This window comes from Oribacterium sp. Sow4_G1_1 (genome assembly GCF_052116105.1).
In the GTDB taxonomy this organism is placed as follows: domain Bacteria; phylum Bacillota; class Clostridia; order Lachnospirales; family Lachnospiraceae; genus Oribacterium.
Map to the genome: position 1 here is coordinate 26,949 of NZ_JBQKLS010000007.1, position 20,801 is coordinate 47,749.

The 20,801-nt window shown below is 55.1% G+C and carries 15 protein-coding genes; 1 reads left to right on the forward strand and 14 read right to left on the reverse strand.

The genetic code is table 11. The features are described from left to right. Positions 1–73: 73 nt before the first annotated feature. The 6 genes from rpoC to yajC form a co-directional block, all read right to left on the reverse strand. On the reverse strand, positions 74–3,793 hold the full coding sequence (gene rpoC, locus ACTQ52_RS06115) for a DNA-directed RNA polymerase subunit beta' (RefSeq protein ID WP_441982075.1): 3,720 nt from the start codon (positions 3,791–3,793) through the stop codon (positions 74–76). A gap of 11 nt (positions 3,794–3,804) precedes the next feature. Then, positions 3,805–7,929 carry a DNA-directed RNA polymerase subunit beta gene (gene rpoB / locus ACTQ52_RS06120; RefSeq protein ID WP_410042423.1) on the reverse strand — a complete coding sequence of 1,375 codons (4,125 nt, stop codon included), beginning with the start codon at positions 7,927–7,929 and terminating at the stop codon, positions 3,805–3,807. Between the two features lie 600 nt (positions 7,930–8,529). Next, on the reverse strand, positions 8,530–9,018 hold the full coding sequence (locus tag ACTQ52_RS06125) for a hypothetical protein (RefSeq protein ID WP_410042422.1): 489 nt from the start codon (positions 9,016–9,018) through the stop codon (positions 8,530–8,532). A gap of 106 nt (positions 9,019–9,124) precedes the next feature. Beyond that, complete coding sequence (locus ACTQ52_RS06130; RefSeq protein WP_410042421.1) at positions 9,125–9,535, reverse strand: DUF1934 family protein; 411 nt, start codon at positions 9,533–9,535, stop codon at positions 9,125–9,127. Continuing rightward, positions 9,532–9,930, reverse strand: coding sequence for a helix-turn-helix domain-containing protein (locus ACTQ52_RS06135; RefSeq protein WP_441982076.1), 399 nt, complete (start codon positions 9,928–9,930; stop codon positions 9,532–9,534). The genes ACTQ52_RS06130 and ACTQ52_RS06135 overlap by 4 nt, the downstream gene beginning before the upstream one ends. A 74-nt stretch (positions 9,931–10,004) precedes the next feature. After that, the gene (yajC, locus tag ACTQ52_RS06140; protein ID WP_441982077.1) at positions 10,005–10,301 is read right to left on the reverse strand and encodes a preprotein translocase subunit YajC; all 297 of its coding nucleotides are present in this window, start codon (positions 10,299–10,301) and stop codon (positions 10,005–10,007) included. 257 nt (positions 10,302–10,558) lie between these two features. On the opposite strand from yajC, the gene ACTQ52_RS06145 reads away from it, so the two are divergent. Continuing rightward, positions 10,559–11,896: an MATE family efflux transporter gene (locus ACTQ52_RS06145; protein ID WP_441982078.1), complete on the forward strand. Its 1,338-nt coding sequence runs from the start codon at positions 10,559–10,561 to the stop codon at positions 11,894–11,896. A gap of 42 nt (positions 11,897–11,938) precedes the next feature. Here the strand turns inward: ACTQ52_RS06145 and ACTQ52_RS06150 are convergent, their stop codons facing one another. The 8 genes from ACTQ52_RS06150 to ACTQ52_RS06185 form a co-directional block, all read right to left on the reverse strand. Continuing rightward, positions 11,939–13,294, reverse strand: coding sequence for an MATE family efflux transporter (locus tag ACTQ52_RS06150; RefSeq protein WP_441982079.1), 1,356 nt, complete (start codon positions 13,292–13,294; stop codon positions 11,939–11,941). A 1-nt stretch (position 13,295) separates the two neighbouring features. Further along, positions 13,296–13,706, reverse strand: a complete 411-nt coding sequence (locus ACTQ52_RS06155) for a hypothetical protein (RefSeq protein ID WP_410042416.1) — start codon at positions 13,704–13,706, stop codon at positions 13,296–13,298. Between the two features lie 119 nt (positions 13,707–13,825). Continuing rightward, positions 13,826–14,734: a LysR family transcriptional regulator gene (locus tag ACTQ52_RS06160; RefSeq protein ID WP_410042415.1), complete on the reverse strand. Its 909-nt coding sequence runs from the start codon at positions 14,732–14,734 to the stop codon at positions 13,826–13,828. A gap of 146 nt (positions 14,735–14,880) precedes the next feature. Next, the gene (locus tag ACTQ52_RS06165) at positions 14,881–15,663 is read right to left on the reverse strand and encodes a hypothetical protein (protein ID WP_441982080.1); all 783 of its coding nucleotides are present in this window, start codon (positions 15,661–15,663) and stop codon (positions 14,881–14,883) included. 107 nt (positions 15,664–15,770) lie between these two features. Beyond that, a complete protein-coding gene (locus tag ACTQ52_RS06170) occupies positions 15,771–16,751 on the reverse strand; it encodes a diaminopimelate dehydrogenase (protein ID WP_441226170.1) in 981 nt (326 codons plus the stop codon). Positions 16,752–16,905: 154 nt separating this feature from the next. Continuing rightward, the gene (locus ACTQ52_RS06175; RefSeq protein WP_441226171.1) at positions 16,906–18,165 is read right to left on the reverse strand and encodes an alanyl-tRNA editing protein; all 1,260 of its coding nucleotides are present in this window, start codon (positions 18,163–18,165) and stop codon (positions 16,906–16,908) included. Next, positions 18,165–19,994, reverse strand: coding sequence for an aminopeptidase P family N-terminal domain-containing protein (locus ACTQ52_RS06180; RefSeq protein ID WP_441982081.1), 1,830 nt, complete (start codon positions 19,992–19,994; stop codon positions 18,165–18,167). The genes ACTQ52_RS06175 and ACTQ52_RS06180 overlap by 1 nt, the downstream gene beginning before the upstream one ends. Positions 19,995–20,365: 371 nt before the next feature. Next, the gene (locus ACTQ52_RS06185; protein WP_410042410.1) at positions 20,366–20,797 is read right to left on the reverse strand and encodes an aspartate carbamoyltransferase regulatory subunit; all 432 of its coding nucleotides are present in this window, start codon (positions 20,795–20,797) and stop codon (positions 20,366–20,368) included. Between the last annotated feature and the right edge of the window lie 4 nt (positions 20,798–20,801).

Genomic DNA, 20,801 nt, shown 5'->3' on the forward strand with positions numbered 1-20,801 from the left:
AAACAAAAAACAGGGCATGCTTTTGCGCATGCCCTAGTAATATACTTCAATCGAATTTTCTTGTCAATGAGTTTTACAGAATGTTTTCCTTTTCCTTCTCGATCCGGCGGCGTGCAGCGATACGCTCTACGCCCTCCGCATCGATATCGAAGGCCTCATCCGCTGTGAACATCTGATCGTGATCATCCTGAAGATCCTGCTCGTCCTGACTGAGCTCTACATTTCTGTAGCGTCTCATACCGGTACCAGCCGGAATCAGCTTACCGATGATAACATTCTCCTTGAGACCGATCAGCTGATCTGACTTACCACTGATGGCCGCCTCGGTCAGAACCTTGGTGGTCTCCTGGAAGGATGCAGCGGACAGGAAGGAATCGGTCGCGAGGGACGCCTTCGTGATACCAAGCATCACGCGCTTACCCTCTGCCGGCTTCTTGCCCTCGGCGATCAGGCGCTCGTTCTCATCCTCGAAGTCGAGGCGATCGACGGTGGTGCCAGGGATGAAATCGGAATCACCGGCCTCCATGATACGCTCCTTCTTCATCATCTGATGAACGATCATCTCGATATGACGATCCTGAATCTCTACACCCTGCAGACGGTATACACGCTGAACTTCAGAAATCATGTAATCCTGTACTGCCTTGGTGCCCTTGATCTTCAGAAGATCGTGCGGGTTGATGGAACCCTCGGTGAGAACATCACCGGCCTCGAGTATCTGTCCATCCATGACCTTCAGTCTGGAACCATACGGAATGAGGTAGGTCTTCGACTGGCCTCTCTCCGCATCCGTGATGACAACCTCTCTCTTCTTCGCTGTTTCCTTGATCTCTACGACACCCGGAATCTCAGTAAGAATTGCAAGTCCCTTCGGTCTACGAGCCTCGAAAAGCTCCTCGACTCTCGGAAGACCCTGTGTGATATCACCACCCGCAACACCACCGGTATGGAAGGTTCTCATCGTAAGCTGAGTACCCGGCTCACCGATGGACTGTGCAGCGATGATACCGACGGCCTCGCCGACCTGTACCGGCTGACCCGTTGCCAGGTTCGAGCCGTAGCACTTCGCACAGATACCATTCTTCGAACGGCAGGTGAGGACGGTTCTGATCTTCACCTTCATCTTCTGCTTCGCATCGTGCTTTCCTTCCGCAACCTCCTGATCGAAGCGCTTCTGGAGTGCAGCGATGACCTTCGGTGCCCGCTTCGGGGTAACCATACGGTCTGCCTGTACGACAAGCTTGCCGGTCTCCGGATCGTATACATCCTCTGCGATGTAACGACCGGTGATACGCTCCTGCAGTGACTCGATCTTCTCCTGGCCTTCCTCCAGTGCGGAGATCTCCAGGTATGGAATCTTATCCTTATCTGCAGAGCAGTCAAGCTCACGGATGATCAGATCCTGGGTAACGTCAACCATTCGTCTCGTAAGGTAACCGGAGTCTGCCGTACGAAGCGCGGTATCGGAAAGTCCCTTACGTGCACCGTGTGCGGAGATGAAGTACTCGAGTACGTCAAGACCCTCACGGAAGTTTGACTTGATCGGGAGCTCGATGGTACGTCCGGTCGTATCCGCCATGAGTCCTCGCATACCAGCGAGCTGCTTGATCTGCTTATCGGATCCACGGGCTCCGGAATCGGCCATCATGAAGATGTTGTTGTAGGCATCGAGACCGCCGAGAAGATCCTTGGTCAGCTGATCATCGGTCTTCTTCCAGGTATCGATTACCTCCTGGTAACGCTCCTCCTCGGTAACGAGACCACGACGATAGTTACGTGCGATCTTGTCAACAATAGCCTGTGCGTCTGCCAGCAGCTTCTGCTTGCTCGCCGGAACGGTCATATCCGAGATGGATACGGTCATCGCCGCGAGGGTGGACTGCTTATAGCCCATCGCCTTGATATCATCCAGGGTGAGGGCCGTCTGGGTAGCGCCATGTACATCCATGACTCTCTCCAGAATCTTCTTGAGATCCTTCTTCTTTACGATGAAGTCAATCTCCGGAAGAATCTCATTGCCCGGAATCGAACGATCCACGAAGCCGAGATCCTGCGGGATGATCTCGTTGAAGATCAGACGACCTACCGTGGTATTCACCACGCCCTCGATGATCTTCTCGCTGCCATCCTCTGCCTTTACGACCTTACGGATTCTGCACTTGATCAGGGTGTGCATCGAGATGTAGCCATTCTCCTTCGCGAGGATCGCCTCGTTGATGCTCTTGAAGAACATACCCTCGTTCGGCTCACCCGGACGCGCCTGTGTAATATAGTAGATACCCAGTACCATATCCTGTGAAGGAACGGCTACAACACCACCATCCGACGGCTTCAGGAGGTTATTCGGAGAAAGCAGCATGAATCTGCACTCTGCCTGTGCTTCCTGTGTCAGTGGAAGGTGGATCGCCATCTGGTCACCATCGAAGTCGGCGTTGAAGGCCGCACATACGAGTGGGTGAAGCTTGATGGCCTTACCCTCGACGAGGGTCGGCTCGAAGGCCTGGATACCGAGTCTATGCAGGGTAGGGGCACGGTTCAGCATAACCGGGTGGCCCTTGATGACATCCTCGAGGATGTCCCATACCTGCGGATCCAGACGGTCAACCATCTTCTTCGCATTCTTAATGTTGTGGGCCTTACCGGACTGTACCAGCTCCTTCATCACGAACGGCTTAAACAGCTCGAGGGCCATCTCCTTCGGAACACCGCACTGATAGATCTTCAGCTCAGGTCCTACGACGATAACCGAACGTCCGGAGTAATCTACTCGCTTACCGAGCAGGTTCTGACGGAAACGTCCCTGCTTACCCTTTAACATATCAGAAAGGGACTTCAGGGCACGGTTACCTGGGCCGGTCACCGGACGGCCACGACGGCCGTTATCGATCAGCGCATCGACCGCCTCCTGCAGCATACGCTTCTCGTTACGTACGATGATTTCCGGAGCGCCCAGCTCGAGGAGACGAGCCAGACGGTTGTTACGGTTGATGATTCTTCTATAGAGATCATTGAGATCCGAGGTTGCGAAACGGCCACCATCGAGCTGAACCATCGGACGAAGATCTGGCGGAATCACCGGAAGGTTCGTGAGGATCATCCACTCCGGCTTATTACCGGAGGAACGGAAGGCCTCCACGACCTCGAGACGCTTCACGATTCTGGTTCTCTTCTGTCCGGAAGCGTCGTCGAGCTCCTGACGAAGCTCTGCATACTCCTTCTCGAGATCGATACCACGAAGCAGCTCCAGTACAGCCTCCGCGCCCATGCCAGCACGGAAGGAGCCATAGCCATACTGCTCGATCGCATCTCTGAACTCCTTCTCGGAGAGGATCTGCTTGTAATCCAGGCCGGTCTCGCCCTTATCGAGTACAACATAGCTTGCGAAATAGAGCACACGCTCCAGAATACGCGGGCTGATGTCGAGGATCAGACCCATTCTGGACGGGATACCCTTGAAATACCAGATATGAGAAACTGGCGCCGCCAGTGTGATGTGTCCCATACGCTCACGACGAACGGAGGACTTGGTCACCTCAACACCGCAGCGGTCACAGATGACGCCCTTATAGCGGATCTTCTTATACTTGCCGCAGTGGCACTCCCAGTCCTTGACCGGTCCGAAAATACGCTCACAGAAGAGTCCATCCTTCTCCGGCTTCAGCGTTCTGTAGTTGATGGTCTCCGGCTTCTTCACTTCGCCGTGGGACCACTCCAGAATCTTCTCCGGAGAAGCCAGGCCGATCTTGATCGAATCAAACTGAACAGGCTTATTTATATTATCAAGCTGTGCCATCTTTCCTCCTATTATTCATGATCGCCGTCGCCGTAGTCGTCATCCGACTGGGAAACCGCGCTGTCACCGTCATCGAACATATCCGAGTCCATATCCTCGCTGAAATCGCCATCATCGGAGAGATCTGCAGAAATTGCGGATGCAAGTGCATCGTCGCCTTCATTGACATAATCATCCTCCGCTGCGTTCTCTTCAGCGCTGTTTACAAGCTCGCCGTCCTTAAACTCCTGGGTCTCGTAGCCGTACTGTCCGTAATTTTCATTACGCTCATAGCGGCTGTCACCACCGGAAAGGAGACGGTGCATATCCTGGTTTGCATCATAGAGATCCTCTGTGATCTCGATCTCGTTCTGATTCTCATCGAGAACGCGTACATCCAGGCAGAGAGCCTCAAGCTCCTTCAGCATAACCTTGAAGGACTCTGGAACACCCGGTGCCGGGATATTCTGGCCCTTGATGATCGCCTCGTAGGTCTTTACACGGCCTGCAACATCGTCGGACTTCATGGTCAGAATCTCCTGCAGTGTATATGCCGCACCGTATGCCTCGAGTGCCCATACCTCCATCTCTCCGAAACGCTGTCCACCGAACTGTGCCTTTCCACCGAGCGGCTGCTGTGTAACGAGAGAGTACGGTCCCGTGGAACGTGCATGGATCTTATCATCTACCAGGTGATGCAGCTTCAGGTAGTGCATGAATCCGATCGCGGTTCTGCCGTCAAATGGAAGACCGGTACGTCCATCGCGGAGCTGAACCTTACCATCGGTCGAGATCGGAACACCCTTCCACTCCTCACGGTGATCGAGGTGTGCACCGAGGTACTCATAGACCTCCGGATCCAGCTCATCCTTATGAAGTTCCGAGAACTCCTCCCAGCTCTTGTTTGCGTAATCGTTCGCAAGAATCAGGGTCTGGGCGATATCATTCTCGTTTGCGCCATCGAAGATCGGGGTAGAAACATTGATACCCAGAACCTTCGCAGCGAGGGAAAGATGCAGCTCGAGCACCTGTCCGATGTTCATTCGGGAAGGTACGCCGAGAGGGTTCAGTACGATATCGAGCGGACGACCGTTCGGAAGGTAAGGCAGATCCTCTACCGCAAGTACGCGTGAGCATACACCCTTGTTTCCATGACGGCCGGCCATCTTATCGCCGACACCGATCTTTCTCTTCTGTGCAATATAGATACGAACGGACTCGGACACACCCGGCGCCAGCTCGTCACTGTTTTCTCTTGTAAATACCTTTGCGTCTACGACGACACCATATGCGCCGTGCGGAACCTTGAGGGAGGTATCACGAACCTCACGTGCCTTCTCACCGAAGATTGCACGAAGCAGTCTCTCCTCCGCGGTCAGCTCGGTCTCACCCTTCGGTGTCACCTTACCGACGAGGATATCACCGGCACGAACCTCTGCACCGATGCGAATGATGCCGCGCTCGTCGAGATTCTTCAGTGCATCGTCACCGACACCCGGAACGTCCGAGGTGATCTCCTCCGGTCCGAGCTTGGTATCACGTGCCTCACACTCATACTCCTCGATATGGATGGAGGTGTAGACGTCGTTCTGGATGAGCTTCTCGGAAAGGAGAACCGCATCCTCGTAGTTGTAGCCTTCCCAGGTCATGAATCCGATCAGCGGGTTCTTACCGAGTGCGATCTCACCCTGGCAGGTGGACGGACCATCGGCGATAACATCGCCCTTCTTTACATGGTCACCGGCGAACACGATCGGCTTCTGGTTGTAGCAGTTCGACTGGTTGGAGCGCATGAACTTGGTGAGCTTGTACTCATCGAGGGTTCCATCGGAATCACGACGGATCGTGATCTTGTTGGATGCGGAGATCTCAACCACACCGTCATACTTTGCAAGGCAGCATACACCGGAGTCGACGGCAGCCTTTGCGGAGATACCGGTATCGACAGCGGCACGCTCGGTCACCATCAGCGGCACGGCCTGACGCTGCATGTTCGATCCCATCAGCGCACGGTTCGCATCATCGTTCTGAAGGAACGGAATCATGGAAGTCGCCACGGAGAATACCATCTTCGGGGATACGTCCATCATATCCACGCTTGCCTTCGGGAATGCCTGCGTCGCCTCTCTGAAACGACCGGAAACGTTATCATGCACGAAATGTCCGTCGGCGTCGAGCGGCTCGTTTGCCTGTGCTACGACATAGTTATCCTCTTCGTCTGCCGCGAGGTATACGACGTCCTTCGTAACCTTCGGGTTCTTCGGATCCGACTTGTCCACCATACGGTACGGAGCCTCGATGAAGCCGTACTCGTTGATACGTGCGTAGGATGCCAGCGAGTTGATCAGACCGATATTCGGTCCCTCAGGTGTCTCGATCGGGCACATACGACCATAATGTGTATAGTGAACATCTCGAACCTCGAATCCGGCACGGTCTCTGGAAAGACCACCTGGTCCGAGGGCGGAAAGTCTACGCTTGTGTGTAAGCTCCGACAGCGGGTTGTTCTGATCCATGAACTGTGACAGCTGGGATGATCCGAAGAATTCCTTCACGGATGCCGTCACAGGCTTGATGTTAATCAGAGACTGCGGTGTGATCTCCTCGATGTCCTGTGTCGCCATACGCTCGCGGACGACACGCTCCATACGGGAAAGACCGATGCGATACTGATTCTGAAGCAGCTCACCGACCGCACGGATACGACGATTGCCGAGGTGATCGATATCATCGTGGCTGCCGATCTCCTCTTCGATGTGCATGCAGTAGTTGATGGAAGCGAAGATGTCTTCCTTCGTGATGTGCTTCGGAACGAGCTCATGGATGTCCTTGATGATCGCGATACGAAGTGCACGCTGATCGTCGGCGTTCTCCTCCATCAGACGCGCGAGCTCAGGATAGTAAACGAGCTCCTCCGGTACATCCTTATCGATGATGGCCTGCTTCTCTTCTACAGACAGGGCATCCCAGAGCTTCTTCTCTGCGTCCTGGCTCAGGAAGCTGTTCGTACGGTCAGCCTGGCGCTGGAAGTACTCACGTACGTGGTCGTACTCACGTGCCTCCTCGTAATCGATCTCCTGTGCCTCGAAGCTCACATACTTCGAAAGGTCGACCTCCATCGAGGAAAGTACCTTCTCCTTACGGGTCGGTCCCTCGATCCATACGAACGGAACGGCTGCATCCTGGATCTCTACAGCCTTCGCGAAGCTGATCTGATCACCCGCCTGCGCGATCACCTCACCGGTGGTTGCGTCGATGACGTCCTCTGCCAGTGTGTGGCCCTTGATTCTGTTTTTAAAATGAAGCTTCTTATTAAACTTATAACGTCCAACCTTCGCAAGGTCATAGCGGCGTGGATCAAAGAACATGCCGTTCAGAAGAGAGCTTGCGGAATCGACGGACAGCGGCTCACCCGGTCTGATCTTACGATAGAGCTCGAGCAGACCACCCTCGTAGTTCTGTGCCTCCGGCTGCTCCTTCTCGAAGGAAGCAAGAAGCTTCGGCTCCTCACCGAAGAGCTCGATGATCTCCTGATTCGTGCTGACACCCATCGCTCTGATAAATGCCGTCACTGGAACCTTACGGGTTCTATCCACACGTACCCAGTAAATATCATTGGAATCGGTCTCGTACTCGATCCATGCGCCACGGTTCGGAATCACGGTACAGCTATAGAGCTCCTTGCCAACCTTATCATGGTCTACGCCATAATAAATGCCAGGAGAACGAACGAGCTGTGATACGATTACACGCTCGGCACCGTTAATTACAAATGAGCCGGTATCTGTCATCAGTGGCAGATCGCCCATGAAAATCTCGTGTTCATTGATCTCATCCTTGTCCTTGTTGATGAGACGTACTCTTACCTTGAGCGGTGCGGAATAGGTAGCGTCGCGCTCCTTGCACTCCTCAATGGTGTACTTCTTCTCATCCTCGCAGAGCTTGAAGCCTACGAACTCGAGGGACAGGTGTCCAGCGAAGTCCTGGATCGGTGAGATGTCATCAAATGCCTCTTTCAGGCCGTCCGTCAGGAACCACTTATACGAATCCTTCTGAACTTCGATCAGATTCGGCATCTCCAGTACTTCGTCATGCTGAGAGAAAGTAAATCTGACGTTTTTGCCGTTTTTCACGACACGCATCTTGCTTTTTTCCATTGACCGTTCACCCCATAGTAAATTCGTTTCACTCTCTGCCGGAAACGCGGCAGCTCGAAAAACTCATTTACTTGATCACTGTGATTCATAGAAAGATGTGGATTTCAAAATGTGCATTCATCGTTACGAGCATTGTATTTCGATGTATCAACATTTCAATGAATCGGTTTTCGTTTCATCTTATCTTAAAGGAGCGGTGGTGCCGGGCGTGTCTAAAAAAAGGCGCACTGAGCCCACGTCTCCAAAATAAGCAAACTTTATCCTACCATGGCAGTGAATTTTCGTCAATACGTGAAATTTAATTTTTTGCAATGCATCGCAATAGACGGTGAGACGATGCCATCTGATGCGCCTGCGGCGTGGGCATCGTCGTTTGATTTTGCCGCCTCCGCGGCAAAACGGGCTAAGTAGCTTTGCTAAAGCAAAGCTCTGAATACGCTCGCCGCTAAGGCCTCCCAAGGGAACTCTAAAGGATATTCCCTTGGGAGCTGTATCTCGCCGCCCGGGGCATCCATGCGCCTCTCCGCGCTTCGCGCGGCCCTCTCATGGATATGTACAAAAAAGGAATCGACGATCGTCGATTCCTCTCTGCTTTCGTGATTACTTTCTGGAAGCCATCTCTCTGGCGCGTGCCAGGATGCCCTTCTTCTTTTCCGGTGCCTTCGGGATGCTGCCGCCACGGACAGACTTGATTCCACGGATGTAGAGACCGGAGATGGAGCACTTGCACTCCTTGCCCTTCGGAAGCTGCTCGAATACGTTCGGGTCTGCGATGAGGGTCATCATACGTGGACCGATCTTCGCCTTCACGACCGGAAGCTTCTGCCACTTGAGATAGAATGGTGTCTGCTCCTTGATTGCCTCCGGAAGGCCGGCTGCGATCGCCTCTTCGATGGAGAGCTTTTTCTTATCGATGATCAGCATCGATACATCCTGCGTGTTTGCATCGATGATCGGCTGCTGCTCTGCCTGCTGACGGGAGAGCTTCTTACCGTAGTAGTACATAACCGCCATTAGTACAACCAGGATGATCGCGATAACGACCAGTACGGTTGCCACGGTATTCCAGTGGATCGCCATTAATGTCATAGAGTAAATCCTCGTCTTTCCATAAATCTGCCCTTAATCTTACTATTTAGCGCATCAAAATGCAACCTTAAAAGGGGACGCCCCTCCGGGTTACCTGCCCGCACGGTTACCGTTCGCTGATCCGAATCCGGACTTCATTGTCGCTCACCGGCTGTCCGCCCTGGGTGATGGTATAGACGAGGCGTATCTCCATCAGGCAGTCCCGATGGATGCGGTCGATCTCGACATACTTCGTGTCGAAGCCGAGCTCCATCATTCCCATCGGGGTCTCATAGTTCATGATGTGGTGCTTATTCTGCTTATAATGAAACTGATTTTCCTGCTTCCAGTTCCGGGTCACGATGATCTCCTCGCCGGAGACATCAATCCGCATCTCGTTATGGATGCCATCCTGAAAATAGGTCAACACATGCTGTCCCTCGGAGAGGTCGCGCAGGATGCCCTCCGCACTGTGCTCCATGATGTCCGTATCGCCGTCGATGGTCTGGCGTGTCTGCATATCGATTTTTACTCTCATTGTTTCTCCGTCCTGTCTTCCTTCATCCAGCGGTTTTCGTCCGTCACCCGCTCTCCGTCTGCCGGCGCTGACGCCGAAGCAGGTGACCCGCCCGCAGCGGATGCCCGCTCCCGCCGCGTGTTCTCCTTCCACTCCGCCAGCATACGCTTCTGCATCCGAAGCTCATCCGAGCGCAGCTCGCTCGGCTTCAGCTCGCTGAAATCCACCTCCGAAATCAGGTCCTCCACCGAGCAGTCCAGCACCTGTGCCATCCGAAGAACGGTCTGCGCCTTCGCGGCTCCCAGATCCTTATGTCCCTGTTCGTAGTCCTGAATCGAGCGGTACGACAGCCCCGTCTGATCCGCCAGTTCCTTCCGACTGATTCCCTTTAATTCTCTCAGCGTTTTAAGATTCATACGAAACCCTCCGCTCCCCTGCAGCAGCAAAAGCCCACCGTGCAGAACACGGTGGGCTTTTGAATCGCGCTGGATTACTTCTTATCGTCAGACTTTACAGCCATGGTCGGCTTCTCAAGCTGTGCGATGGCTGCCTTCTGCATCGGGATACGGCAGTTCTTGTTATTACCGAACTCAACGATCACCGTGTCATCGGTCATATCGATGATCACACCATAGAAGCCGGATGTGGTCAGCACTGTGTCGCCGACCGCTACGGATGCAAGGAGAGCCTCCTGCTTCTTACGCTCCTTCTGTGATGGCTTGATACCGATAAAATAAAACATCGCCACGATGGCAATGATATAAATTACCCAACCAATTACGCTCATTCTTTTTTCCTCCATGAAAGTATACTATCGGCGCAGGCAAAAATGGCGGATACCAGTCGCTCACCGAATCGTCTAAATCAACATTCTACCATAGTAGTCCTCAAATATCCAGCGAATATTATCGCCAGCGCGCCGGCGTCGTGCTATAATAGCAGGCACATCTGAAAGCGCTTTCAGTACAGACCGTTCATGCGAAGTATGCGCCATCCGTAGCGCGCAAGGATCACTCTATGTCCTGTGTTTAAAGGGGAACCACTATGCGAAATATGACCTCCGGCAGTATCTACCGCCATCTTCTGGCCTATGCCATCCCGCTGATTTTCGGAAATTTCCTTCAGCTCACCTATAACGCCGTCGATTCCATCCTCGTCAGTAAGGGAGCCGGTGTCGCTGCGCTCAGCGCCGTATCCGTCTCGAATCCGGTATCGGTGCTGCTGGTGCAGAGCATCTCCGGCCTCGGCATCGGCGCGTCGGTCTACATGAGCAAGTTCTATGGTGCAGGCGAAGGCGAGAAGCTGAAGCGCTCGCTCTCCACCACGATCCTCTTCGGTACGATCGCCGGCGGCATCACCACCCTGCTCGGCATCCCGCTTGCAGCGCCGATCCTCGAGGCCATGCATACCCCACTCGATATCATGCATGATTCCGCGGTCTATCTCCGGCTTCTCTTCCTCGGTAATTTCTTCACCTTCCAGTACAACATCATGTCGAGTGCACTGCGGGCAGTCGGGGATTCGAAAACGCCGGTGACCTTCGTCGGCATCTCGTCGGTACTGAATGCATGCCTCGACTGGGTCTTCATCTTCCTCTTCCACTGGGGCGTCTTCGGTGCCGCACTCGCGACGGTCATCGCCGAAGCCCTCTCCGCAGTGCTCTGCTATATCTATGTCTACCGGCATATCCCGGCACTCGCCCTCCGCCGGGATGAGCTGATCCTCGATCACAGGCTCCTCCGCAGCATCCTCTCCAGCGGCCTCATCACCGCACTGCAGCAGTCCTGCCAGCCGATCGGAAAGCTGCTCGTGCAGAGTGTGATCAATGTTCAGGGCATCGACGTCATCGCGGCCTTCAACGCCGGCTGTAAAATCGAGGACTACGGGCGCATTCCTGCCCAGACGATCAGCCATGGCATGATGACCTGTGCCGCACAGAATCGTGGTGCCGGTGACCGGAAGCGGGTGAAGGAAACGCTGTGGAAGGGCATCCTGATCGGACTCATCTACTATCCGATCATCTGTGCGCTCATCCTGCTCTTCCGTCATCCGCTGATCCAGCTCTTCGCTCCGACCAGTGGCGGCGAGGAAATGGTTCGTCTCGGCGTGAGCTACCTGTCCATAAAGGCCTTCACCATCATCTTCCCATGCGTCACGAATGCGATGCAGGGCTTCATGCGTGGCATGGGCAACATGACCATCACGCTGATTTCGACGATTCTGCAGATTTCGATCCGCACCCTCTTCGTCTATATCCTGGTTCCGAAGATCGGCATCACCGGCGAAGCCTACGCCTGCGCGATCGGCTGGACCGTGATGATCCTCTTCGAGTACAGCTACTACTTCCTCTGCCGAAAGAAGCTCTACGCCGCGATGCAGTGAAAAAAAGAACCGTCGGAGGCCTCCGGCGGTTCTTTTCAGTATTCAGGCATCGGCCTTCGGGAACTTCCGCCGGACGCGGAGGAAGGTGATGAAGTGCGCGGTGAAGGTGATGATCCAGGTAATCGGATAGCTCATGTACAGCCAGTTCAGAGAGTGGAAGTACGGGAGCCGGAACAGGGTCAGGATGAAGATGATCCGCAGTCCGCAGGCACCGATCAGGCTTACAAACATCGGGATCACCGAGTAGCCGAGTCCACGGAGCGAACCAACCATGACATCCATGATGCCGCAGAGGAAGTATGGTCCGCAGACCACCAGCAGTCGCTCCTGTCCATAACGGATAACTTCTGCATCCGTCGTAAAGAAGCGCAGCAGCCATGGATCCAGCATCACCGCACCGATGCCCATGACGAGGCCGATGAGGACGACGGCGATCAGGCAGTCCTTCAGGATGCGATTGATGCGACTGTACTTCCGGGCGCCCAGATTCTGTGCGGTAAACGAAAGATTCGTCTGATAGATCGAGTTCATCGAAGCATATACGAACGATTCGATATTCTGTGCCGCTGTCGCACCCGCCATCGCAACCGATCCGAAGGAGTTGATGGAGCTCTGGATGACGACATTGGACAGACTGAACACGGTGCTCTGGAGACCAGCCGGCAGACCGATTTCCATAATGGAGCGAAGAAGCTTCCAGTTGACATGAAGCTTCCGAAGATCGAGGTGCAGCGCCCCCTTCTCCCGCATGAGCGTGATGAGCAGGGCGATGCCGGAAAAGCCCTGTGAAACCGTCGTCGCGATCGCAACACCCGCCACGCCGATGCCCACCACGAGGACGAAGAACAGGTTCAGAATGACATTGATCACCCCGGCGATCATCTGAAAATACAGCGGGCGCTTCGTATCACCGACGGCACGCAGAATCGCCGCTGCAAAGTCATACAGCATGATCAGTGGCATACCGAGGAAGTAGATGCGAAGATAGAGCACCGAGTCTTCGATGACATCCGCGGGGGATCCCATCAGCTCCAGCATCGGTCGTGCCAGAAACAGGCCGGCGACGCAGAGAATCGCACCGAAAATCACCGACACCAGGATCGATGTGTGGATGGTATCGGACATGTCCTCCTGACGCTTCGCTGCATAATACTTTCCGACGCAGACATTGACACCGATGGAGAAGCCGACAAAGAGCTGGATGATGAGGTTCACCAGCGATCCGGTCGATCCGACGGCGGCCATCGCCTGCGGGCTCACGAAACGGCCGACGACCACGATGTCGGCCGCATTAAACAGAAGCTGAAGCACAGACGCCACTATCAGCGGCAGTGCAAAGGTGATGACCTTCGGCATGATGACGCCGGTGGTCATATCCATCTCATATTTCTTACTCATATCACATACCAAGCAGCTTATGAAGCTCGTTCTCTACTGGTTCGACCGAAGGGCCGATGATGATCTGTACAGCGTTTTTACCCGGGCGAAGCACGCCGCCCACCTGGGCAGAGCGGATCTTCTTCTCATCGACGGCATCATACTGCCGGATCGCCACCTTGAGCCGTGCACCGTCATGCTGTACCTCGCTGACGTTCTCGCGGCCGCCGAGGCCTTCCAGGATGATCCGGGCGACCTCCGCCGCGTCGGATTGATCATCGAGTGTGATATGAAGCTTCTCGTCCTCACGGAGCTTCATCGAAAGCTTATCTGCATTTTTCCGCTTCTGATTTCTCTGTACGATGTACAGCCCCACGGCAAGCAGCAGCACGAGTGCGACCACTGCCATGATGATGACCGACGTATTCAACATAGTATTCCTTTCTGCACCCAGGGGTGCCGGCATGCCACACCGAGATGCACCTTCGGCATTACGAGACCTGCAGACGAAAGTGCCTGTGCTTATGGGTGTGTATGTAAAACCTCTGCAGACTACAGTGCCTGCGCCTTATATTTCTGAAGCTCCGCCACGTAACGTGCGCCGATCCCGGACAGCGGAATCTTCTTTTTCTTGATGTAGCCGATGGTCATGATCTCATCCGTATCGAGGCGGACCGCCGTATACTCATCGCCGTTCAGCTCCTGGCATATGATGCCGGAGCAGAGCGTATAGCCGTTCAGTCCGACCATCAGATTCAGGAAGGTCGCCCGGTCATCACACTTGATGATCCGCTTGTAATCGTAGGTGCTCAGCACCTCCTCCGAAAAGTAGAAGGAGTTTCGCTCACCCTGATCGAAGCTGAGGCAGGGATAATCCGCGAGCTCCTCCATGCGGATGATGTCCTTCCCGGCCAGCGGATTTCCCTTACTCATGAACACATAGATGTTACAGTCGAAGAGCGGGATAAACTCGAGCGAATCCTCCCGCAGGATCTTTCCGATGACCTTACTGTTGAAATCATTCATATAGATCACGCCGATCTCCGAGGTCTGGTTTCGTACGTCGTTGATGATTTCCATGGTCTTCGTTTCCTTGACCGCGAACTCGTAGGTATCCATGCCATACTCCCGTGCGAGGTGGATGAAGGCCTCGACCGCGAAGGTATAGTGCTGCATGGAGACGGAGAATTTCTTCTTCCGGGTGCCGACATTGACATACTTGTCTTCCATCAGCTGATACTGCTCGACGATCTGTCGTGCATACCCCAGAAACTCTTCGCCGTCGGCTGTGGTCACGATCCCTCGGTTCGACCGGAGAAAGATCTCGATCCCGATCTCCTTTTCCAGTTCCTTGATCGCCGCCGAAAGGGACGGCTGTGTGATATAGAGACGCTTTGCGGCCTCGTTCATGGAGCCGCTGTCCGCGACGGCGATCACCTGTCTAAGCTGCTGTAATGTCATGTATGTCCCCTCTCCCAGATGACAGAATAGCGCTGCCGATGGCAGCGCTGTGATGTTGTTTACGTTGAAGCCCCGACCAGGCTCTATGATCCGGGGATGCCTGGTTCGTCAGCACGTTCACTGTAGATGGACATGACCGGACCCTGTCAACCCTCATCCGATGCGTAGCTGATGAAGCCCGCCGGATCGATCTTAATGTGTGCCGCCGTCCACTGCTGGCGGTCCTCCTGGATCAGCCCGAACGGTCGGATATAGCGGATGCTGCCATCGCTCTCCTTTCGCTCGATCAGCGCGTCGAAACGGAAGGCACCATCGCCCTCGAACACACGCTTCCCCTTCTGTCCGTCCTCGGTCGGCTCATACAGCTTCATCGTCGCATAGATGACCCAGGTAAAGCCCCGTGCGGTCTCCCGCAGGATCTGATGACCTGTGCCGCTCGTACGATCTGAGAATTCCGCGATCAGATTCGGATTCTCCCTGAGAAGCTCCCGGTAGGTGTAGGTCTTCTCGTTCAGCTCCTCCACCGGATACTTCCCGTCCATGCGCGAGCCGTTGTAGGCGAGCTTTACGCCGTCCGGGGTCGTCGTGTCGCTCATCGCGGCACCATCCTCGCCGACATAGAAATTACCCACCATCTGACTCACCGCCATCGCGCCCGTCGACGGGTCGAGATAGTAAAACTTCCCAGCGTCGATGATCCAGCCCGTGGCGAGTACGCCATCTTCGAAATAATAGCAGCTCCCGCTGTTCGGATCCTGGTACCAGCCCTGGTATTCACTCGCGGCGCCGTTTTCGTCGCAGGTGACGAAGCGACTCGCGCCATCCGCTGTCGTGATCCACATTTCCTGTGCCAATGCAGGCACCGTGGATGTCATGGCTGCGGCCGCGGCGATCATGGCAGCGGCCAGCAGCTTTCTGAATTTTCTCATCATAAACCTCTCACATTCCGCGTCAGCTGACAGCCGCGCAGACAACGTATCGTTCGGGTACGTCACTTCATGTCGTCGCACACGCGATCTGTGATACTGATGCCTGCTTACAGGAGCGTATGACGCTGCTCCTCCTCGGACTTCGGGTTCAGGTACTTCGGTGCGACATCGAACACGCTGATGCAGCCCGTCTCGCCCTTCGCGGCCATACGGCTCACCGCTCTCGCATACGCAGCGAGTACCGAGCCCGTAAACTCCGGATTCGAATCCAGCTTCAGGCTGTACTCGATCAGCTCATGGTTGTTTCCATCCCCGGTCACACCGGAACGCATCACGAAGCCACCGTGTGGAAGTGCGGCATGCTCCCGCTGCATCTCCTCCTCGGAAATGAAGTGGATCGTCACATCATAATCGGCATAGTAGTTCGGCATGGACTTGATCTCCTGCTCCACCTTCGCTGCATCCGCGCCCTCCTCGAGCACGACGAATACCTCTCTCGTATGCATCTCACGTGCCGTAAAGTTCGGCTGGCTGCCGCTGCGTACGGCGTCCATCGCACTCTCGACCGGAAGCGTATAGGAGCGAGCATCCTTGACGCCCTCTACTCGACGTGCGGCATCACTGTGGCCCTGGGAAACGCCCTTGCCCCAGAAGGTATAGTGCTTTCCATCCGGCAGTACCGACTCCGCGTAGATACGTGCCAGGGAGAACATGCCCGGGTCCCAGCCACAGGAAATCATCGCGAGCTTTCCGGCCTTCTTCGCTGCTGCGTCGACGGCGGCGAAATGCTCCGGAATCTTCGCATGGGTATCGAAGCTGTCGATGACGTTGAAGTACTGTGCATATGTCGGCGTCTGGGTCGGGAGATCTGTCGCCGAGCCGCCGCAGATCATGAGTACATCGATCTCATCCTTATATGCGAGGATATGATCGACGGAATCGACCTTGACGCCATCGGTGTGAATCTTTACACTCGCTGGATCGCGACGTGTAAATACCGCTACGAGCTCCTCATCCGGGTTCCGCTTGATGGCAGCCTCGATGCCGCGGGACAGGTTTCCATAACCAAGTAAGCCAATTCGAATCATATTTTATCTCCTTATGTGCTGTAACATTCCGTCTATTCATCTTTTGATAAGACGCGAATATTATAACACAGCTGTCTGCGTGCGCAAACAGCTGCCTGAGAACCGTTATAGAACTGTAAGGAATTCCAGGCAAAATCAGAAGGTGGCTGCACTCTTAGAACTCATCACCGAAAATTCGATTCATCGCATCCTGAATTTTCTCTTCCGACGCCTGGAGGCTGCCCTGGATCATCTCCTTCTGTCCGCCGCCACGGCCGTTAACAAGGGCGTTAAAGGCCTTCGCCTGTGCGCGTACATCGACGTTCGTGGAGCCGATGACGTAGCTGTAGGAAGCGATGTCCTCTACAGGCGCTGCTCCGTCCGTATCGCCTTCGTCCTTCCGGCAGAAGACGCCGACGACGGAGGCTTTCGTGTGCTTCATGAAGTAGTCACAGCACTTCCGTACCTCGACCGCGTTCATACCTTCCTCGAAGTCGATGAGTACGCCGGTCTCCTCCTGCAGGGACTGTGCCTTCAGCTCGTAGTAGCGGGTGTTCAGCGCAGCGATGCGGCGATCCTTCCGGAAGCTGTCTGCCATGTAGGTCTTCAGTGCATCGACGATATCGGATGGCGCTACATTCAGCAGGCGGGAAATCTCCACTACCTGCTCGTGCTTTCGTGCGGCGTCCTGAAGTGCATCGTCGCCGCAGAAAAGCTCGAGGCGGACGCCGCCCTTATGGCCGAGTACGGAGAGGATCTTGATCGGGCCGATCTCGCCGGTGCTGAGGACATGGGTTCCGCAGCAGGCGCAGAGGTCGGCACCACCGAGGTCCACGATGCGGACATCTCCGGAGAGGGGCTTCTTCGAGCGGTAGTCGATCACCTCCAGCTCTTCCGGGGTCGGCCAGATCGCGCGCACACGACGATCCTCGAGGACGACGGCATTGGCCTCCTGCTCGATCAACATCAGCTGTTCCCAGCTGAGCGGACCGTCGAAATCGATGGTCATCACCTCGCTCATGTGGAAGCCGACGTTGTGATAGCCATAGTGCCGGTGCACGAGGCCGGACACGATGTGCTCACCGGAGTGGTTCCGGCTGTTTCGCATGCGGCGTGCCCAATCGATCACGCAGTGATATGTCTCGCCGACCGTCAGCGCCCGGTCCACGGTATGCAGTACACGGACGACGACATTGCCCCGTACATCCCGCTGCTTCTCACCGCTCGCCGGGTCGGTCACCGGCACCTCCTGCACATCCAGCACGGCTGCCTCGCCGATACTACCGTGGTCCGCGTCCTGACCACCGCCCTCCGGATAGAAGCCATGGACACTGAGCTCGACGAGATACTTCCCGTCGGCAGCGGTGCAGCTCGTCACCTCCGCGTCGAACGCCTTCACATAGTGATCCTGATAATAAAGCGCGTTTTTATCCATTAAAGCTGTACCTCACGTGTTGCATGCTGAAGCCATGCGAGCTTGTCACCGCTGAAGTATGGTGCCAGTGTCGCATAGACCTGCTGGTGATACTGATTGAGGAGCGCGAGCTCATGCGGCTCGAGCAGACGGACATCGATCGCGTCGAGGTCGAGCGGGACCATCGTGAGGAAGGAGAGACGGAAGAAGTTCCCGAACTCATTCTGGAAGGCCTTCTCAACGAGGGTCAGATTCTCGAGACGGATGCCGTGGGAGCCCTCGATGTAGATACCCGGCTCGTCGGAGGTGATATTGCCCTCGTGGAGCGGCATATGTTCCATGCGTCCCTGCGCCTGACGATAGCGGAATGCATTCGGACGCTCGTGGACATTCAGGCAGAAGCCGACGCCGTGGCCGGTGCCGTGGTTATAGTTGAGGCCCTCACGCCAGAGCACCTCCCGTGCCGCGAGGTCCAGGGTGATGCCGGAGGAGCCCTCCAGGAAGATCACATCGCCGAGGCGAAGCATGGACTTCAGTACGAGGGTGAAGTGCTTCCGCTCGATCTCCGTGATCGGTCCCATCGCGATGGTACGGGTGATGTCGGTGGTACCCTCGAAGTACTGTCCGCCGGAATCGAGGAGGTAGAGTCCCTTCGGCTCGATCACGCGGTAGCTCTCCGCCGTCGGAGCATAGTGTGGCAGCGCCGCATTCGGACCATAGGCTGAAATCGTCGTGAAGCTCGGTTCAATGTAGCCATCCTGCTCTCCACGGTAGCGCTCGGACAGCTTCGCCGTATTCCACTCGTTCATCTCCTCGCTGCCGAGCAGCTTCTTCGCCTCCTCTGTAAGCTGTCCATCGGCTGTGAATGCATGCTTCATGAAGTACATGAAATTCGTGACGGCGACGCCATCCTTCACATGTGCCTTCTTCGTGTTCTCGATCTCCACCGGATTCTTCTGGGACTTCCACATGGATGTCGGCAGCATCTCATCGAGGATACGCACCGAATCCGGGAGCTCGCTGATCGTCGCGTAGTTCGTCTTCGCAGATTCGAGCAGGACGGTGGTATCCTTCAGCTGATGCACCGCCTCATAGAAGCGGTCGTACGGAGCGACCTTTACCCGGAGGTCCTCGAGGTAGGCTTTCACTTCCTCATCGAGGTCAGCCGGATTCACGAAGAGGTAGGCACTCTTCGGATCGATGATCATATAGGACAGGAACACCGGATTGCACGGGATATCGTCGGCACGAAGGTTCAGAAGCCATGCGATGTCGTCGAGGCTCGTGATGATATGGAAGCCGGCACCCTTCTGCTGCATCAGTGCACGAAGCTCCGCGAGCTTCTCTGCGGCACTCTTGCCAGCGAAGCGATCCTCGAGGATCCATACACGGGAGCTTGCGAGGGCCGGACGGTCCGTCCATACCTGACCGACGAGGTCCTGCTCTGCCTTCACGGCGACCGCCTTCTCCGCGAGACGATCCCGCAGGGTCATGCCGTGATGGAAGTCGACACAGCGGCCATCGAAGCCGAGGTAGCCTCCCTCCGGGGTCACGGAAACGAGGTAATCATCGAGCGCCGGTACCCCCGGCTCGCCCATACGCATCAGCTCGACATCCCGACCGGCCATCTCCTGCTCCGCCTGGATAAAATAGCGGCCATCCGTAAAAAGCGCGGCGCTGTCCTGCGTCACCACCAGATTTCCCTCACCGCTGAATCCGGACAGGAAGCGGATCGCACGGAAGTACATGCCGACATACTCGCTCAAGTGAAAATCATCCGTCGGTACCAGGTAGGTATCGATGTCATACTTCTTCATCTGCTGACGCAGAGCATCCAGTGCTGCATTCATTTCAGTACTCCTTTTATATCATTTTATTATGGTTTACATTCTTTTCTATATTTCTCCCTAGTCTATCATTTTTCTCATGGAGATGGAAGCGGTGGACGATGGAATAGGCACTTCGTTTGATACAGCAAGGGCCCCGGAGGACCGACAGCAGAAACCATACGGAGAGTTCGTGAATAAATCCAAATTGGGCCCTTAGAACCAGTTAGAGTAATTTTTCCTTAGCACCCTCTGCAACGCTGAGTTTTCATAAAGAAAACTCAGTGATTGCAGAGGGCTTACTGGTTCTTAGGGCCCAATTTGTGATTTTTCCGAACTCGGAGTACTGTGTTTCTGATGCCGGCCCTCCGGGGCCATGGCGTACGATGATGTATTTACTTCAGCTCTTCGTTCCGTACGATGGTGTCGCAGTACGCGCAGCGATAGAGTGCGCGGTTCCGGTCGACGATCTTGAAGACCTGCGGAAGCTCCTGCTCGGTCGAGCTGATGCAGCGCGGATTCTTGCAGGTCAGCACGTTTGTGAGGGTCTCCGGCAGGCTCAGTGCCTTCTTCTCCACACGTGCACCGTTCTTGATGTAGTTTACGGTGATACCCGGATCGATGTAGCCGAGGACATCGAGGTCGATATCGAGATCCTCAGAGATCTTCACGATGTCCTTCCGTCCCATCTTTCCGGAGCTGCAGTTCTGGATCAGCGCCACCTGTGACGTGAGGCGATCGAGGTGCAGGTACTTGTACACCAGCATCCCCTTTCCAGCTGTGATATGGTCGAGTACGATACCATTCTCAATTCCATCTACCTTCATGTCA

Coding starts and splice junctions, on each gene's coding strand:
- ACTQ52_RS06125 (WP_410042422.1), bottom strand. CDS start 9,018: ATGACATTAATGGCGATCCACTGGAATACCGTGGCAACCGTACTGGTC.
- ACTQ52_RS06145 (WP_441982078.1), top strand. CDS start 10,559: ATGCGAAATATGACCTCCGGCAGTATCTACCGCCATCTTCTGGCCTAT.
- ACTQ52_RS06155 (WP_410042416.1), bottom strand. CDS start 13,706: ATGTTGAATACGTCGGTCATCATCATGGCAGTGGTCGCACTCGTGCTG.
- rpoB (WP_410042423.1), bottom strand. CDS start 7,929: ATGGAAAAAAGCAAGATGCGTGTCGTGAAAAACGGCAAAAACGTCAGA.
- rpoC (WP_441982075.1), bottom strand. CDS start 3,793: ATGGCACAGCTTGATAATATAAATAAGCCTGTTCAGTTTGATTCGATC.
- ACTQ52_RS06175 (WP_441226171.1), bottom strand. CDS start 18,165: ATGGATAAAAACGCGCTTTATTATCAGGATCACTATGTGAAGGCGTTC.
- ACTQ52_RS06180 (WP_441982081.1), bottom strand. CDS start 19,994: ATGAATGCAGCACTGGATGCTCTGCGTCAGCAGATGAAGAAGTATGAC.
- ACTQ52_RS06165 (WP_441982080.1), bottom strand. CDS start 15,663: ATGAGAAAATTCAGAAAGCTGCTGGCCGCTGCCATGATCGCCGCGGCC.
- ACTQ52_RS06130 (WP_410042421.1), bottom strand. CDS start 9,535: ATGAGAGTAAAAATCGATATGCAGACACGCCAGACCATCGACGGCGAT.
- yajC (WP_441982077.1), bottom strand. CDS start 10,301: ATGAGCGTAATTGGTTGGGTAATTTATATCATTGCCATCGTGGCGATG.
- ACTQ52_RS06160 (WP_410042415.1), bottom strand. CDS start 14,734: ATGACATTACAGCAGCTTAGACAGGTGATCGCCGTCGCGGACAGCGGC.
- ACTQ52_RS06150 (WP_441982079.1), bottom strand. CDS start 13,294: ATGAGTAAGAAATATGAGATGGATATGACCACCGGCGTCATCATGCCG.
- ACTQ52_RS06185 (WP_410042410.1), bottom strand. CDS start 20,797: ATGAAGGTAGATGGAATTGAGAATGGTATCGTACTCGACCATATCACA.
- ACTQ52_RS06135 (WP_441982076.1), bottom strand. CDS start 9,930: ATGAATCTTAAAACGCTGAGAGAATTAAAGGGAATCAGTCGGAAGGAA.
- ACTQ52_RS06170 (WP_441226170.1), bottom strand. CDS start 16,751: ATGATTCGAATTGGCTTACTTGGTTATGGAAACCTGTCCCGCGGCATC.